Annotated in this window: 17 protein-coding genes; 6 read left to right on the forward strand and 11 right to left on the reverse strand. The window is 66.4% G+C overall.

Features of this window, described 5'->3' with window-relative positions; all coding sequences use genetic code 11:
- The first annotated feature begins 111 nt into the window (after positions 1-111).
- Positions 112-468 carry an SH3 domain-containing protein gene (locus NE236_RS25330; RefSeq protein WP_252844633.1) on the forward strand — a complete coding sequence of 119 codons (357 nt, stop codon included), beginning with the start codon at positions 112-114 and terminating at the stop codon, positions 466-468.
- 63 nt (positions 469-531) lie between these two features.
- Complete coding sequence (locus NE236_RS25335) at positions 532-1035, forward strand: hypothetical protein (protein WP_308209155.1); 504 nt, start codon at positions 532-534, stop codon at positions 1033-1035.
- Between the two features lie 62 nt (positions 1036-1097).
- On the opposite strand, the gene NE236_RS25340 is transcribed toward NE236_RS25335, so the two are convergent.
- Together NE236_RS25340 and NE236_RS25345 are read right to left on the reverse strand one after the other, a co-directional pair.
- Entirely contained in the window at positions 1098-2891 is a 1794-nt protein-coding gene (locus NE236_RS25340; RefSeq protein ID WP_252844634.1) for a WD40 repeat domain-containing protein, read from the reverse strand.
- A 143-nt stretch (positions 2892-3034) separates the two neighbouring features.
- Complete coding sequence (locus NE236_RS25345; RefSeq protein ID WP_252844635.1) at positions 3035-3652, reverse strand: hypothetical protein; 618 nt, start codon at positions 3650-3652, stop codon at positions 3035-3037.
- A gap of 194 nt (positions 3653-3846) precedes the next feature.
- Between NE236_RS25345 and NE236_RS25350 the strand changes: the two genes are divergently transcribed.
- Positions 3847-4128: a hypothetical protein gene (locus tag NE236_RS25350; RefSeq protein WP_252844636.1), complete on the forward strand. Its 282-nt coding sequence runs from the start codon at positions 3847-3849 to the stop codon at positions 4126-4128.
- A gap of 96 nt (positions 4129-4224) precedes the next feature.
- Here the strand turns inward: NE236_RS25350 and NE236_RS25355 are convergent, their stop codons facing one another.
- Entirely contained in the window at positions 4225-4608 is a 384-nt protein-coding gene (locus NE236_RS25355; protein WP_252844637.1) for a hypothetical protein, read from the reverse strand.
- Positions 4609-5207: 599 nt separating this feature from the next.
- Positions 5208-5525, reverse strand: a complete 318-nt coding sequence (locus NE236_RS45210) for an HNH endonuclease signature motif containing protein (RefSeq protein WP_372494440.1) — start codon at positions 5523-5525, stop codon at positions 5208-5210.
- Between NE236_RS45210 and NE236_RS25360 the strand changes: the two genes are divergently transcribed.
- The gene (locus NE236_RS25360) at positions 5475-5639 is read left to right on the forward strand and encodes a hypothetical protein (RefSeq protein WP_252844638.1); all 165 of its coding nucleotides are present in this window, start codon (positions 5475-5477) and stop codon (positions 5637-5639) included. The genes NE236_RS45210 and NE236_RS25360 overlap by 51 nt on opposite strands.
- Before the next feature lie 151 nt (positions 5640-5790).
- On the opposite strand, the gene NE236_RS25365 is transcribed toward NE236_RS25360, so the two are convergent.
- From NE236_RS25365 to NE236_RS25385, 6 genes are all read right to left on the reverse strand, one after another.
- Positions 5791-6765, reverse strand: a complete 975-nt coding sequence (locus NE236_RS25365; protein WP_252844639.1) for a hypothetical protein — start codon at positions 6763-6765, stop codon at positions 5791-5793.
- Entirely contained in the window at positions 6728-7825 is a 1098-nt protein-coding gene (locus NE236_RS25370) for a DUF3696 domain-containing protein (RefSeq protein WP_252844640.1), read from the reverse strand. Before NE236_RS25370 ends, NE236_RS25365 begins: the two co-directional genes overlap by 38 nt.
- Positions 7822-8958 (reverse strand): DUF262 domain-containing protein, encoded by a 1137-nt coding sequence (locus NE236_RS25375; protein WP_252844641.1) that lies wholly within the window; start codon positions 8956-8958, stop codon positions 7822-7824. The genes NE236_RS25370 and NE236_RS25375 overlap by 4 nt, the downstream gene beginning before the upstream one ends.
- A 171-nt stretch (positions 8959-9129) precedes the next feature.
- A complete protein-coding gene (locus tag NE236_RS45555; protein WP_504915089.1) occupies positions 9130-9438 on the reverse strand; it encodes a ScoMcrA-related endonuclease in 309 nt (102 codons plus the stop codon).
- A 36-nt stretch (positions 9439-9474) separates the two neighbouring features.
- Positions 9475-9897: a tautomerase family protein gene (locus NE236_RS25380; RefSeq protein ID WP_252844642.1), complete on the reverse strand. Its 423-nt coding sequence runs from the start codon at positions 9895-9897 to the stop codon at positions 9475-9477.
- A gap of 50 nt (positions 9898-9947) precedes the next feature.
- On the reverse strand, positions 9948-10649 hold the full coding sequence (locus NE236_RS25385) for an SDR family oxidoreductase (protein ID WP_252844643.1): 702 nt from the start codon (positions 10647-10649) through the stop codon (positions 9948-9950).
- A 420-nt stretch (positions 10650-11069) separates the two neighbouring features.
- Between NE236_RS25385 and NE236_RS25390 the strand changes: the two genes are divergently transcribed.
- Entirely contained in the window at positions 11070-12596 is a 1527-nt protein-coding gene (locus tag NE236_RS25390; RefSeq protein WP_252844644.1) for an alpha/beta fold hydrolase, read from the forward strand.
- Between the two features lie 26 nt (positions 12597-12622).
- On the opposite strand, the gene NE236_RS25395 is transcribed toward NE236_RS25390, so the two are convergent.
- Positions 12623-14518 carry a plasmid pRiA4b ORF-3 family protein gene (locus NE236_RS25395; RefSeq protein ID WP_252844645.1) on the reverse strand — a complete coding sequence of 632 codons (1896 nt, stop codon included), beginning with the start codon at positions 14516-14518 and terminating at the stop codon, positions 12623-12625.
- Positions 14519-14894: 376 nt separating this feature from the next.
- Here NE236_RS25395 and NE236_RS25400 point away from each other — a divergent pair, with 376 nt between their 5' ends.
- Positions 14895-15134 carry a hypothetical protein gene (locus NE236_RS25400; RefSeq protein ID WP_252844646.1) on the forward strand — a complete coding sequence of 80 codons (240 nt, stop codon included), beginning with the start codon at positions 14895-14897 and terminating at the stop codon, positions 15132-15134.
- Positions 15135-15141 lie beyond the last annotated feature (7 nt).

Consider the following 15141-nt stretch of genomic DNA (forward strand, 5'->3'; position numbering starts at 1 on the left):
CAGGAACCAGCCCTGGAGATGGCTCCGGTAAACCGGGAGGTCGCTGGTCGAATGGGGCTTTTGACTGCTAAATTCCGTTTGGAACGTGCCAATCAACGTTTGGGAAGATGCATGAACAAGTACGGAAAGAGCGCCGTGACGGCGGTCGTCGCCGGCATGGTCGCTCTCGGTGGAGTGGTTGCCACAGCCTCCGCCGCAAGCGCTGCGGGATCCTCTGCCTGCACCGTCAACATCCGCAACGCCACGTACAAGACGACCACCGCGGTCCGCCTGCGCAAGGGACCCAGCACCTCCTACACCTCCCTGGGTCTCCTCTCCACCGGGACCAGGTTCTACGGCACGTGCAATTACGACCCGTCGTACGGCATCGGTGTCAGCGACAAGGTCTGGACCTACGGGAAGGTGACCAGTGGGGCCAACTCCGGTAAGTGGGGGTGGGTCTTCTCCTCTTACCTGAGAAAGGTCTGATCCGCTCATCGTCTCTCAAGGGACCCCGGCAGTCGGCGATTCGTCTGACTGCCGGGGTCGCCTTTGTTCGAAGAGTCGCCCGAGCGGCTCTGCCTGTTCGCCGAACGGGTCATGGCCGCTCCGGAGAGTTTGGCCTCCGGCCGGGTCCTGCCGGGCGGGCTCGACCCGATCGCGCTCCACCCGCCCAAGGCGTTGTTCAGCGCCGCCAGGAACATCGAGGACGGCGGCTCACTGACCATCATGGCCACCGCGTTGGTCGAGACGGGCTCCCGCATGGACGAGACCATCGCCGAGGAACTCGGCCGGCTCGCCGGCATGCGGCTCCGGCTGGACCGCGACCTGGCCCACCACCGGATCTTCCCCGCGGCGGACGTGAACGCCTCCGGTACCCAGCAGGAGCAGATCCTGCTGGGTACCGAGGAGTACGCCATCGTCTCGCGCCTTCGCGAGATCCTCAGGAGGATGGACCGGCGGCAGGCCATCGAGGTACTGCTCGGCAAGTTGGCGGAGACCAAGACCAACAGCGAGTTCCTGCTGCAGGTGTCCAAGACGACCTCCGGTGGATGACCGGCTCGAAGAGGCAGGTCCCTCGGCGTCTCAGGCGAAGAGCGGAATCCGGAAGCGAAGCCTCAGGCGGTCGGGACGCCGCAGATGCGTATGAGCTCTCCTGCTGCCCATCGGATGGACGGGTGCTCGTCATCCTGCAGGTGAAGCAGGGAGGGGACTGCGGCTATGACGGCCTCGCGTTCCTCGCCGGGGCCGTCGGCGATGTCGGCGATGAGGAGCAGCAGGGTGTTGCGCGCCCGGTTGGTGGGGATGAGCATCCGCTCGACCAGGAACGGCACTGCGGGGGCGGCCGCTTTGACGGAATCGTGTTTGGAGACCAGGAGCTCGTAGAGCCTCTTGACCGCAGCCTGAGCCGCGTCCTCGTCGTCGCCGGCCACCTTGGCGATCAGGCCCGGGACCTCGTATGCGGGGCCGCGATTCGACCATAGGGACGCCCAGTCGATCTCGTCGAGCCGCAGCCGTAGCCTGCGGGTCGGCCACAGTCGGTCCAGGTCGAGCCGGAGTGTCGCGGTGCCCTGGCCGGTGGTCACGAACAGCACACCGTCGGAGGCCAGGGTGACGGCCTCGATGCCGGTCCCGATCGGCAGGTCCGCGACGTCCATGGTGCGCAGGTCCCAGACTCGCGTCAGCCCGTCCGCCCAGGCGGCGGCCAGGGCCGGGCCGGTCTCCAGGCGCGCGGACGTGAGCGCGGCGACCGGTGACCTTCGCCGGGCGAATGGCCCCCGCAACGGTTCGCCGGCGGTCGCCCAATACCGGAGCACCCCATGGGCGTCGCCGCTCACGACCGCGCGGCCGCCGTCTTCTGGCTGATAGCAGGTGACGGCCGTCACCGGCGCGCGATGCAGCGCCCGGGTCTCCGGGCCGTCTGTCGCCCAGACGTGGACACGGCCGGTGGAGTCTCCCGCGACGGCCGTCGTCCCGTCCTGGCCGGCGGCGGCCACGGTACGTCCTGGCAGTTCGGCGAGGCCGGGGATGTCGGAAATGGCCGGAACCGGCGGTGTGGCCGCCGTCGAGATGGCCGTCCAGCGGAGCCGGTATTCGGTACTGCCCTCCCTGAAGGACGCGGGGCCGAGGTCCTCGACGGGGGACGGCACCTCGCTCGGTGCCCCGAGCTCCTTGTCCGTCCAGGTGAGGCCCAGGGTCTCCGCGACCTGGACGACGGCCTCGCGGGTCCGGCCCTGGATCACGATCGCGAAGTCGGCGCCCGGGCCCCGGCCGTGGCGGATGAGGGCGTCCGGAGCCCCGTACGACAGGGCGTCGGTGCCCATCTCCTGCCAGGGCGGCAGGCCCAGCTCCCGGTACGACGCCTGGAGCCGCTCGACGATCGCGGGGTCGCCGTCCACGACGGTTCGGCGGACCCGCAGGGTCCAGCCGAAGTGCGCGGGGAGCCGTTCCATGGCGAGTTGCAGGAAGAACTCCGAGATGGACCGGCTCTGTACCACCCAGCCGTCATGGGTGTTGACCATGACCTTCGGGTCGGGAAGGTGCGCCTCGGAAGCGAGGTAACCCCACTGGTTGACGTACTGGTACTCGGCCATGATGACGCGGATCTCGTCACCCGGCGGATCCGCGACCGTGTCGGTCGCGGACGGCGGCCACTGGGAGTGCGTCCAGTACAGGCGCGGCCGGAAGGCGAAGGAGTTGACGGGGGAGTCCCACCATTCCACGAGCGCCGCCGGGATGGGATGGGACTCGTCGAGCTCGTACCCCGGCGCCTCGCCTTCTCGCGTCACGAGGGGCTCGCCGCCGGGATCCTCGTATCCCCACTCGCGCTGCACCTCGTCCAGCAACTCCCAGCGCGGGCGTTCCTGGGCGAGCCGTTCGGCGAACCGTCCGTAGTCGATGATCTCCGCCATGCGAGCATCCTAAGAACGTTCCATAGTAAAGATCGTAAAATCGCGAACCTTCCCGGCGAGACGTTGCCCACTTGATGCGAGCCGTTCGCCTGGAGGGCAGCGGCTCCTCACCTGCGACGCGAGACCCGTTCGGGCGCCGAAGGCTAACCGCGCCAGGGCGGTGCCGCGTGGAAATCCGGGTGTACCTCGATCGTCGGGGCCATGGTCTGGAGGAGCCGGCGGGCGCGGGACAGCGGATGCTGGGGGAAGTGCTGGTCCCACCACGGATCCTCAGACCAGTTGCGCGGGAGGCCGCCCTGGACCTCGGGCGCGTACGGGTGCTGGGCCCAGTACCGCATCATCTCGTCAGGGGTGCGGCCCTTTCCGTGCTCGGCCATGAAGCGGTCGAACGCCGTCGAGTCCCGCATCCCGGTCACGCCCTGTTCGACGCACAGGAACTTGAAGACCAGGCTGCGGTCGGCCCGTGGCAGGGTGAAGGACGCGATGTAGGCCACGCCGGGCCGGTCGGGCAGAGGCAGCTTGACGATCTCCTGGAACGCGGGGAGGCCGTGCAGGGTGACCGGGTCGAGTTCGATCAGGCCTCCGCCGGAGGCGGCCGTGCGTGCCACCGTGTCGCGCCGGAGCGCGTCCAGGTCCTCCAGTGGCGCTGCGAGGTTGGGAGGGATGTCGAAGCCGTGCAGCTCGGCGATGTCGCCGTCGGAGTTCCGGTAGGCGCCGGGCTTCAGTTGCTCCCAGCCGGTCTGGTTAAAGCGAATGGACATGAGGCGGGAGCTTAGCCACAAAGGGACATCCGACCCTGGTCCGGACCGCCCGCCCCACGTCGGGCGGCCACCGCCGGCGCGCGACCCGACCGACCGCAATCGCCGGCTCGCGACCTGACCGATCGGTCCCACGACACACCGTGGGACGCCCACCGCCTTCTACTCTGGTCGGCGTGCTGATCAGGAATGCCACCGTGGCTGACTGGCATGCCATCTGGCCGTTCTTCACCAGATCGTCGCGGCGGGTGAGACCGTTCCCCTACCCACTCGACCTCAACGAGGAGAAGGGCCGCGACATGTGGCTTGTGCCGGCACCGGGCCGTACGGTCCTCGCTGTCGACGACACGGGCATCGTGCTCCGGACGGCGAACGTGTACGCCAACCGCTCGGGCAATGGCGCGGCGTCGTACACGATCAACGGCATCAACCGGGTGCCGGGCAAGATCCGTGACTGGCCCGCATGTCCGGTGGTGTGAGTAGGAGGGTCGGTCGACCCGACCCCCCTACTCGCTCGCCGATGCCGTCGCCAGGAGCGGCCGTCTCCTGATGACAACAGGCGGTCTCATACGGTCTTACTTGGCCAGCTTCCAGTTGGTGCAGCTGTTGGGAACGTAACCGATCCGCACCCACTTGCCGTGGCTCTTCTTGTAGAGCGCGTTCCAGTAGTGGTCGGTGCCGTACGTCTTGCAGGTGCCCGAGAACCTGTACCCGCCGCCCTTGATGGCGTGGGGCGAGCAGGAGTGGTGCCCCTTGAGGAACATGCCGAGGATGGGGTTGCCCTTCTTCGACATGCTCGGCTTCTTGTGGATCCTGACGTTGGTCTTCGCCGTGATCGTCAGGTGGCAGTAGCTGGTCCCCGCCGTGGTGACCGGCGCGGCCGACGCGGAGCCCGCCAGCCCGAGACCGGAAATCGCGAACGCGGTGACCGCCGCGCCCGTCAACAGAACCTTCTTCATTTGTGAGACATCCTCTCAGTAAAGAGCAGCACTGATTAGCCGAGTGTCGAAAGAACGCGCGTTGGGTCGTTCACGACCCGACACGGGCGTCCTTATGGCACCGACGGGGAATGGAGTTCTTGTGCCGGGCTATTGCCTTAGGCAGGGCATTCCAGCGATCTCACGATGTGGACATCGCGAGCGGGAAAAGTTGCCTTGTTGATCGGAGCGAGATCCCGGCGGAGATGACCATACCTCCACGGCGGCTATCCGCGCCAGTATTCCACCTTCCGACTTAATTGAGTTGATGTGTTCTCGCTCACTTCACCGGAAGCGATCCACGCCGAACGCTCGCGAAAGAGCAGCTTGAACCGGAGTCGACAGCCCATCAGACGCGGGCCAGAGGAGCACGGTTCCACGGAATCGCGATTGGTCCTGTGGTTTCTGGGTTCAGCAGGACCTGAGAACCAATGCGGCATCCATCTCGACGCCCCTATTTTGCGGTCTGCATTTTCCGGCTGAGAATCGACGACCCGCAGTCCGGCAATCCGCCGACGAGGCGACACCCGATGGAGGGCTCGTGCCGTAGTCGCTCGTCCGTGCACCACACGTGGATGACGTCACTGCCGAGGACGACGAAGGAGCCGAGCTTGGCCAGGGGCAGGCCGTTCTCCCCGAACGCGCGGGCGGGCAGGAGGAGCTGCCACGTCCCGTCGGCGCGCCGCTTGGCGTGAGCAGTCGGTTGTCAGGCGATCACATCTCGGCGGTGTTCCACCGGTCATGCAGCTCGCGCGCTGTCCGCGCCAGCAGGGGGTGAGTCGGTGGCGAGTGCGGCCTCGTGTCTTGACCGCATGGCAGTCGGGGCATAGTGCGATCATCTGGATCGGATGGTCGCGGCCGCCGTCGGCGAGCTGGTCGATGTGGTCGACCTCCAGGATCGGCTCTCCGCGATCGTTGACGTCCGGAGCCGGGCGACCGCATTCCGGGTTCTCACAGCGCAGGACCGCGCGGCGAGCGGTGGCGAGCCGGATCGGATCTTCGGCGCTCCTTGAGTGTCGCCGCCCGCGCGTACGCGCCTCCGAGTGGGCGACCAGCGCGCACAGTCGGGTGTAGTCGGCTTTGGGATCTGCGGTGCTGCGGATGGACACCGTCTCCTGGCCGGAGGCTCCGGCGCGCGCGGGCCCGTCGGCCGCGACGGAACGGTCAAGTGGTCAGATGATCGACGAAGATTCCGATCAGGATCCGGTCACCGAACTCGTCGCCAAAGGCGAAATGGATGCGATTACGGTGGCCCTCGATCTTAGAGTGCCACTCACAACAGACCTCTCGACCCTCGTGCCAGACGTAGCGCTCGCGCATGGCCTTCGCGTTTTGATGTGTCTTAGGGCTCTCAGGCGATACCCGGGTGGACCCGCGGGACATTAGTATTGCATTGACTTCATTTGCCCTGCCTAATGCGGCCGTGTGTGCAGCGAGAAAGTGGTCATTGAGATCTGCGAGTTGCCTGACGATTTGCGATCGGAGGTCTCGATAGGAGCCCTCGAACCTCTTGAACGTAAGATCTTCGTGGAAGATCAGTTTCGGAAAAGCGCGGACGGTAAGCTCGAAGAACTTGCCTTCCGGGACGTTTTCCAGTTCGTAGAGGAACCTCCAGAAGGGGGGGAGTTTTGAATTATCTGCGAAGAAGTACAGCTGGGCTTCTTCGGCCAAAGTGGTCGCCGTGACGAAACTGCGATGCCGTGAGGAGGCCAAGACCAGGCAAGCGACCCCCTGACCCCTCAGTGTTGAGGTGAGAGCGTACGCGACAGACCATGCTGTGATCGGTGGCCCATCACCCAGTGCTACTTCATCGCAAGTAGGGGCAGAAGCGTCCCACTCTGGGCATTTTTGTATGAGACTGTAGAACCGATTGCGGACGTCGCGGTCGACTCCTGATCCGGGTTCCGAGGTCAGGTAGTCGTACAGCTCATGCTCGTCATGGCAGGATGCGTTTTCGAACATCGGCGGCTTCCAGGCGGGGCAGCCCATCGCCTTGAGTTCGGTCAGCTCGTCGTTGAACCGGTCTAAGAGAGCGGAGAGCTGATCTGGCGACAGCCTCCTGAAATCGAAGGTGCTCTCATCAATGACGACGCGCGGGGGGTCAGCGTCGTTGGGCACGGGCGAGACCTCCGAGGTCATTTTCCAGTTGGTCGAAGAAGCCGTCGGGCCATTCCGTCAATCCGCCGCGCTCGGTCATCTCGATCGCGACCGGTTCGGTGCCATTGAAGAAGTGAAAGATGGTATCTGTGGTGGCAATGCTCTCGTCAGCCACCGCGGCAAGCCGAATCCCGTTGAGCACGTGGTCGCTATGTGTCTCTACGATGACTTGAACGCCGGCGCCCGCCATCAGGCCAAGAAAACGTCCTATCCGCGACTGGCCGGCCGGGTGCAGGTGCGCCTCCGGGTTTTCCGCGATGAACAACCCGCCAATGGGTGCCAACAGCCCGGCCACGATGATTGGCAGCGCGTACGAGACACCAAACCCCATGTTGGGTGGGCGGATGCCATCAAGCAGGGAGCCGGGCTCCTGATACCGAATCACGCTGGCCGCGATGCCCACCGGCCATTGCGCGGTCACCCGGATCGGCCGGATGATGTCTGTCGCCCAGTCCTCGACCTGGGCCCGCAGGGTCGTAACACCATGCTCTTCAGTGCGCGGATGCAGCAGATCCGCGCGAACGGGGTCGTTCTCATGGACTGCGAGTACTTGGCCGGTGTACTGTCCCTGCTCGCCAACCCCAAGGTGGGCGACATCCTCTGCCGTGACCTGTAGTTGGTCCCGGGGGCCCAGCCGCTCTGCGGACAGATAGGTGAACGCGGCTCCATGCCCGCCCAAAATGGTTGGAGTCGACGGCCGTGGATCGACGACGGCGAGGTTGAGAGAGCGGCCACCGGGTGCCGCGAACCTGAACTCCACCGGGAGCCCGTCATCGATATCAAGCCGTATAGAGATCTCGGCCGTCTCGTCCGCTTCGGGGTGCTGAACATCCGAGGCCTCGCCGAGCGCGAGCCCGAGAAACCCGTTGAGGGCCACCACCTGAGCGTCTGGCTGGTATGCGACTTGGCGGGCAAGCAGCAACGACTGGATCAGTGTGCTTTTACCGGAACCGTTTAGTCCGGTGAGAACGGTCAGGGGGCGCAGCGGCAAGGATAGGTCGAGAAACCTCTTGAAGTTCTGGACGCTCAGCCGCTTGATCATTCTCCCATCACCAGAGCCTTGGCCTTGGCCAGGCGGTACTTGACCTTTGCGGTGCTACCGGTCGAGGTACTGATCGCGTCGACGTACTCCTGGTCGTCCGTCATTAGTGCCCGGGCTCCATCAACGACTCGCTGAGCATCGATCGCGATTCCAGCTTGGTCGGCCTCCGCGAACGCCACCGCCCAGCTTTCGAACAGCGGACGGTTCAACGGGAACAGCCGGTCCTTGTCGATGGGCCACTTGCGGAAGGCGTGCTCCCCGAACACCGCATAGGCCCCCGTCATCGCCCTCTTGAAGTCCGCTGCCAGTCGGTCAAGATCCTCCGAGGTCGTTCGGCCTGGATCGTCGATCCACGCTGCGGCTTCATCGAGATAAGGATCCATGGCGCCGCGATAGGCATCCGGGCCGAGCAGCCGGAATGCGCAGAATCGCAACACCAGTTCGCGATCTACCATCCGTACGTGATCCCGGAAGTTCTCGCCCACAGTCGACAGGAACGTTCTGGTGCTGGCACAGCGCTTCAGGAAGTCTCGGCAGCGATCGCTTGTTAGGCAGTGTCTGATTTCCTGCGCGTTCAGCGGCGTGCCGCCTGTATTGATCCGTTTGAAGATGTCGTACTTGACCTGCGAAGGTGTCTGCGGGTCGATGACATGGACTACGAGTTGGGTCTGGTTGAAACGACGCCGCCATACTGGGGACAGCTCGTCGAAGTGCTTGCCCTCTTCGGCGGTAAGATATTCAAGGTGGCCAAGCGCGTAGGCGTTCCTCCGCGCGAAGTCGAAAGCCGTCGACAGTCGCTGGAGCCCGTCAATGACCTTCATGGTGCCGTCCTTGTCCCGCGCGAAGTAGAACGCGGGCAAAGGAATCTGTAGCAGGATCGACTCGATGAGCCCACACTTCTGGGGGAGCTTCCATACCTGGTTGCGCTGGAAGTCAGGTGCAAGCTCCAGCTCTTTCTCCTCGATCATGTCGAGGACGTTTCGGAGCGAGAAGTTGCGGGAGCTCACCCGGATGGCGTCAGGCTCCCAAGGCAGGCCACGCTCCTCGTCCTCGCCGTCGGTCTCGGCCTCGACGTCCAGCGGCATGTTCTGGAAGTGTTCCTCGAGAACCTCGCGCTGTGGGGCGTCCGCCATTGGTTCTGTCCTCCAACTGTTAACCTGGCCCATCCTAGTGATCGTCTTACCTTCTCACAGTCGATTCAGCGAGGTGAAGGTACAACTCGGACGCGTGGTCATCATGGTTCACTAGCCTTCATATGGCGGCGAGCTGGCTTCAAAGAAGCAACTCTCTCAGATAGCCGCTGATCATCCGCATCGATGCGGGCTGTAGGCACTGACATTATGACCGTTTCGGGCGCGCTGCTGCCTGACCGGAAACGGCCAGAACGGCGTTGATGCCCATGAGGGATCCTCGTCCGAGATCCGGCGACGAATCACACCGCCAGAAATATGCCGATATCTGGCGGCTTGCGTCACCTTGGTGCTCGAAACCTCCGCACCGCCGGGGAAGTCCTTCGCCTTCAGAGGAGGTCGGCCAGGCAGGTGGCCATGGGCGGCTGCCGCGATGGCCTTGGAGCCGTACCGCCGTCGTCCTGTCGTCTTGACCGGGGGCAGGGCGGCATGTAGAGGTGCTCACCTACATCATCTCTGTCAGTAGGGAAACGGCCGGTTCTCGCGCACCCAGAGCTGTTCGGCTTCGCTGCCTGTGGGGGGAGGCCATAGCCCGTCGATCATCCATAGATCCCGGGGGGTCTCGTCGATGTGGAACTCGCAGTGCAGGCCGCGGTCCAGGGTGTGGGGAGCCAGTAGGCGGTTCAGGATCTCGGCGGTTTGCTTTCGTGCGGCGGGATCCTTCGCGTGGCGAGCGATGTGCTCGATCACGATGCGGACGGTGGTGGTCGACGGTTCTGCGCCGACCAGGAACGAGGATTCGGGGATCTCGTGGAAGAGGGTGACGACGTAGAACTTCGGCAGACCGCGCTGGACGTAGAATTCCGTGACCTCTGCGGCGAATTCAAGCTTCTGCCGGGCGGTATAGGTGCCGACTGGATGGTAGATGTTCCATAGGGGCATTGCTGTGTCCTTTGCGGGCGACGGCGGTCAGGAGCGGGTGTTGGCCATGCTCAGCGCCCGGTGGGAACGGTGAGGCCCTCCGCCGGCCCGGCGAGCGCCGCCTTCATCTGCCTGGTCAGGGCGTCGACGAGGACCTCGTTGCTGCCGTCCTCGATGCCGTCCATGACCGCTTCGGCAACCTCGGCTGGGGAGATCTTGTGGGTCGGGATTCCCGCGACCATGTCGGTGTCGGCGAAACCGAGGTGCACGCCGACGACCTGGGTCTTCTGCGGGGCCAGTTCGATCCGGAGGGAGTTCGTGATCGACCACAACGCGGCCTTCGAGGCGCCGTAGGCGCCCGAGCCGGCACTCCAGGAGAACACCGAGTGCATGTCGACCAGCGCGCCGCCACCGTTCGCCGCCAGGACCGGGGCGAAGCCGCGTGCAACCCGCAATGCCCCGAACACGTTGGTCTCGAACGTCGCCACCACGTCGGCCATGTCCGCCTTCAGCAGCGGCGACGGGAACAGGACTCCCGCGTTGTTGACAACAATGTTCACGTCACGGGCACGGTCGGCCAGAGCCGAGATCGCGTCCGGATCGGTGACATCGAGAGGAACGGCATCCACGCGCGGGTCCGGGCTGGGGTTGGGCTTGCGCGCGGTCGCGTAGACCTTTTTCGCACCGCGTCGCAGCAGCGCCTCGACGAATGCCTTGCCGATGCCGCGTTGACCGCCGGTCACCAACGCCACGGAACCATCGATCGCAACCATCGCGGATCTCCTTCACTCCGCACGACGCGACCCCCCGTCGAGCGCAGGCCGGCACTGCCCCAAGATCGTGGGCGTTTGCACCCCGGGCGGCCCTTCTCCGCCGTGACCTACCCCACTCTGTGGCCTCCACCTACCCGCAACGGCCCTCAAAAAGCCATCGTTTCTTGACGATCGCCGCCTTCGGTGAGCCGACCAGGAGAGAGACGCTGGTAGGTTGTGTCAAGATCTGTCCATACATGTCCTGATGATGCAAGTTTTTGCCATCACGGAGAGTCGCCGCTCCTGAACGGCCGCGCCGCCGGGCGCCGTCGATGAGACGGGCGTGCTCCACAAGATCCCCCGAGGAGCATCCTCATGCCATGGCCCCCGTCGCATGAATCATCGCGACACAAGACCGGTCGCGACCGCCTGCTCGCGGCAGTGGGCGTTCCGATCATCGGCGCGGCCGCTCTGGTGACGCTCCCTGCGACCGCCGCGGTCGCGAGGCCGCACTATCGCGCCACCGGCATCACCTGGCAGACCTGCCCGCGCTACGACCTCGATGCACTCCGCGTGCGGGACGATCAGATCCCTCGTTTCCGGAGCCTGATGGCCCGCATGGAGTGCGGGACCCTGCGCGTTCCGCTGAGCTATGACCAGCCGACCGGGCGGAAGATCAGCATCGCGGTGACCAGGCTGCGGGCCACCGACCCGGCGCACCGGCTGGGCAGCCTGGCGGTCAATCCCGGCGGTCCCGGCGCCAGCGGCTACCTGATGCCGGTCAAGTTGATCACGCGGAGCCCCACGAACATGCGGCTGAACGCGCGGTACGACATGATCGGTTTCGATCCCCGCGGGGTCGGCCGCAGCAGCAAGGTCGACTGCCCGGAACTGAGAGATGCGGTCACACCGCCGCACGGGCCACTGACCGAGCGGGCCGCCCGGCAGGCGTACGCACGGCAGGTCGCGGCCAACCAGGCGTGCGCGAAACACGACCCCGCCTTCCTTTCCCAGCTGACCACCGCCGACGTGGCGCGCGACCTCGATCAGATCCGCGCCGCGCTGGGGGAGACCACGATCAGCTATCTCGGCACCTCGTGGGGGACCGCGCTCGGCGCGCACTACCGCAGCCTGTTCCCCCACAACGTGGCCCGGATGTGGCTGGACAGCGTGATGGGACCGGACTTCCGGCTGGACGCCTACGCGGACACCACCGCTCAGGTTACGGAGCAGAACTTCTCCCGGCAGGCCGCGTGGATCGCGAAGCGGAACGCCAGGTACGGGCTCGGCACCACGCCCGAGGCGGTCAAGGCCGCCGTGCTGCGTCTCGAGCGCGCCTATGACGCCGATCCCAAGAGGAACGCTCACGCCTTCGTCGACGGTGGGGTGATCGCCGGCCTGGCATCCCAGGCGAGCGGGCACTGGGAACTGGCCGCAGAGGCGCTCAAGGCGCTGACGGATGAGCCCGGCCCCGTCGCGTCGCCCGTGGTTGAAATGATCTTTCGGACGTTGAACCCGCCGCTCGGTGCGTCGGAAGCGGATGCGAACGCCATGTACCGGGCGACGGTCTGTAACGAGGAAGCGGGGCGGCGTGACTTCGCCTCCGCGTGGACCGCCTACCGGCGGCGCCTGGCCCGCTACCCGGTCACCAGCCGGAACGCCGACTTCGTACCGACCTGCGCTGGATGGCCTCTTCCCGTACGGCCGTGGCGGCTGACGGCCGGGGGCGGCTCGCTCGAACTGTCCGCACATCAGTACGAGACGACCACGCCGTACGGATGGGCGAAGCAGATGCAAGCCGTGATCGGCGGGACCGTGCTGACCGTCGACGACGACGTCCACGCCTCGGCCGTCAGTGTCCCCGAGTGCGCCGCTCACATCGTGGCCTACTTCGACACCGGACGCCCCGACGCCGGACAGTGCCACGGAGCCGCCCCCGACGGCGCCGGCCACGCGGCACAGACGTAGGTGCGCCGTGCACGGCGATCGATCGCTCAGGATGAGCGGCCGAGTCTGCGGTTGATCTCCTCGGCGGAGAACTGCTTGGGGTCGAAGTCGTCGCCCGAGGCCAGGCCCAGCCACTCGAGCCTGTTCTGGTGCTCCTCGGCATCCGGATCGGCCAGCGTGGCCTTCAGCTCCTCATACCCCCAGACACCGCCGCAGTCTTCGGGCGGGCAGGCTCCCTTGCCCGCCGCGCAGACAGGACCGGTCACCCCGGCGTCGGCCGCCAGGACCTTCTCCAGCACGACATCATGCTCCCAGCCGTCGCCGAAGTCGTAGGTGTAGCGGATCTTGTCGCCGACACTGGTGAGCAGCTGGGACAGGCTTACTTTCCGCTCGTCTCGATGGTCGAGCTCGCGGTCGGGGAGCCCGTAGGTACTCCGGCCGTCTGAGAACATGTGCAGGTGGCTGTTCTCCCAGCCCATGGCGGCCTGGATCACTTCGTGGAGCCGGTCGAGGCTGACATCGGCGGGTACCTGGAGGCGCCGCCACACCGGTGGTTTCGTCACCCCGAGCAGCTGAACCTTGATCTGGTACCCGGCGGCGGAACGATCTGGGCGACGGGGCGGGACCGGACCGGCGTCCCCCGGGTCGGCCCGGACCAGGCGAAGCACCGGAGCCTGTGCTGACGCGCCCACTCCCGTGTCGACCGGTGGCCTGGCCGGGTTCGTCGGGCCGCCGCTCAGCAGTTTGACGAGCCGGGGCGCGTCCGGATGGCCGCAGTCGCCCAGCAGCGGCAGGACCTCTGCCACCTCGTCACCGACCTGGGACTGCAACAGGGCGGGGAGCAGATCCACGGGCAGCTCGGGCGGCAGGGCGTCCAGCGCGGTGACCAGCGTGTCCACGGTGATCCATGCCGCATCGGCATCGGCCGGCTCGCTATCGTCCTGCTCGGCCAGCCAGACCCGGGCGTAGGCGCCGAACCCGTCCTTGGCCGCCCACTCTCGCCATGCGGGTGCCGCCTGCGGGCCGCACTCGCGGGCCAGGTCGAGGGCGGTGAGGCGTTCCTGCCCGGACGTGGATTCACCGGCGGTGAGCAGTTCGCGGGCGGCTGCGGCAGGGGTCCGGGCCGACAGCCACGGGCGGGCCATCAGCACGGCCACCATGGCGGGAAGCTGAGCCAGCGCACCGACCAGAGCCGCGGCATCGATATCCGCCGGCGGGGCGCTCTTGCGGAAGATCACATCGGTGAGCCAGCGGCCGAGCGGTGTCAACTCGGCGACGTCGCCCCGCAAGGCGGCGATACCGAACTCGCCCAGGGCTTGCACCGTGTCCTCGGCATCCACCTCGATGCCGAGGTCGCCGGGAAACCCAAGAAATATCCCATCCGGGTACCCGGGCTGCGGCGTGCAATCCGGGCACGGGCAGCCGGGCGAGGCGTCGCCGATCAGTTCTGTGATGCTCGCGCCCAGGTCGGCGAGTGAGGCCACGCCACCACCCTCGTGGAGAGTGGCCAAGGCGACCAGGTAGTCGAGATCCGCCTCCTCCGTCTCGCCCACCAGCCCGAGGGACTCCAGCACACACCTGCTCCAGACGGCCAGCACGGTGTCCGACGCCCCGTCCAGCCACGCCTGAAGGGCCGCCCCAGCCCTCACCCGGCCGCCGGTCACCTCGATGAACCCGGCCGCGGACGCCGCCGCCCACGCCATCATCAGCTCGTCGATGTCCAAAGCGCTGCGCGGCTTACGCGACGGCACCTCGATACCGAGCAGGTCACACGCCTCGACGGCGGCGGCCGGCCGGAGCACCCCACGCGCGGTGACCTCTCGGCCGGCACCGACCCACTCGGCCAGCGTCTGGGCGGTGGCCAGCACGGGGCAGGCCCGGGCCGCCGAGGCCAGCTGTTCGGACGAAAGGTCCGGTGTGTGGACGACAGCGCGGCGTGGCATGCGTGCAGCCTATGGGAGGCATGGCCGGGAAGATGCCGGGTCCGCAACGCAGCGGGTTACCGTCAATGCCGTACGGGCAGTCGCACTCCTCGGACAGTTCCCCGTCGCCGTCGACTGGCGTGATCAACTCAGTCGGGTGCGACCATCCGGATGCGATCGGGGAGGCATTCGATCAGGCCACGTCCACACCCAATTCGCGGGCGAGTACGTACACCGACACCGTGAACAGCCCTGCGGTACGGGTCGGGGTTGCCCTCGAATAACCGGGGTGCGGCTGACAAGCAACGACAGCAACCGACGCCTGCCGCAGGCACCGCTAGCGCGGCCATGCTGTGGTGCGCGGTACGCCGCCGATCGACCACCCCACGAGGTGTCCATGCTTCTCGCGTTCTCGGAGCCGGCCGGCGTCGCGCCGGTCATGTACTGGCGGGCGGTGTTCCCCGGCCGTCCCGACCAGGACCACGCCGTACGGGCGTTCGTCGCCGGTACTCCGGTGCTGTCCTTGGTGGGATTCTCGGTGTCGGTAGGCGGTGCTTTGGGCACCGATGGGATCCGGCGCGGCCCACCGCGGCCGCGCCTCGGCCGTCTCGTTCCGGCGTTTCTACTGAGGCGATAAATATCTT

The sequence above is a fragment of the Actinoallomurus purpureus genome, from assembly GCF_024055795.1.
Taxonomy (GTDB): domain Bacteria; phylum Actinomycetota; class Actinomycetes; order Streptosporangiales; family Streptosporangiaceae; genus Actinoallomurus; species Actinoallomurus purpureus.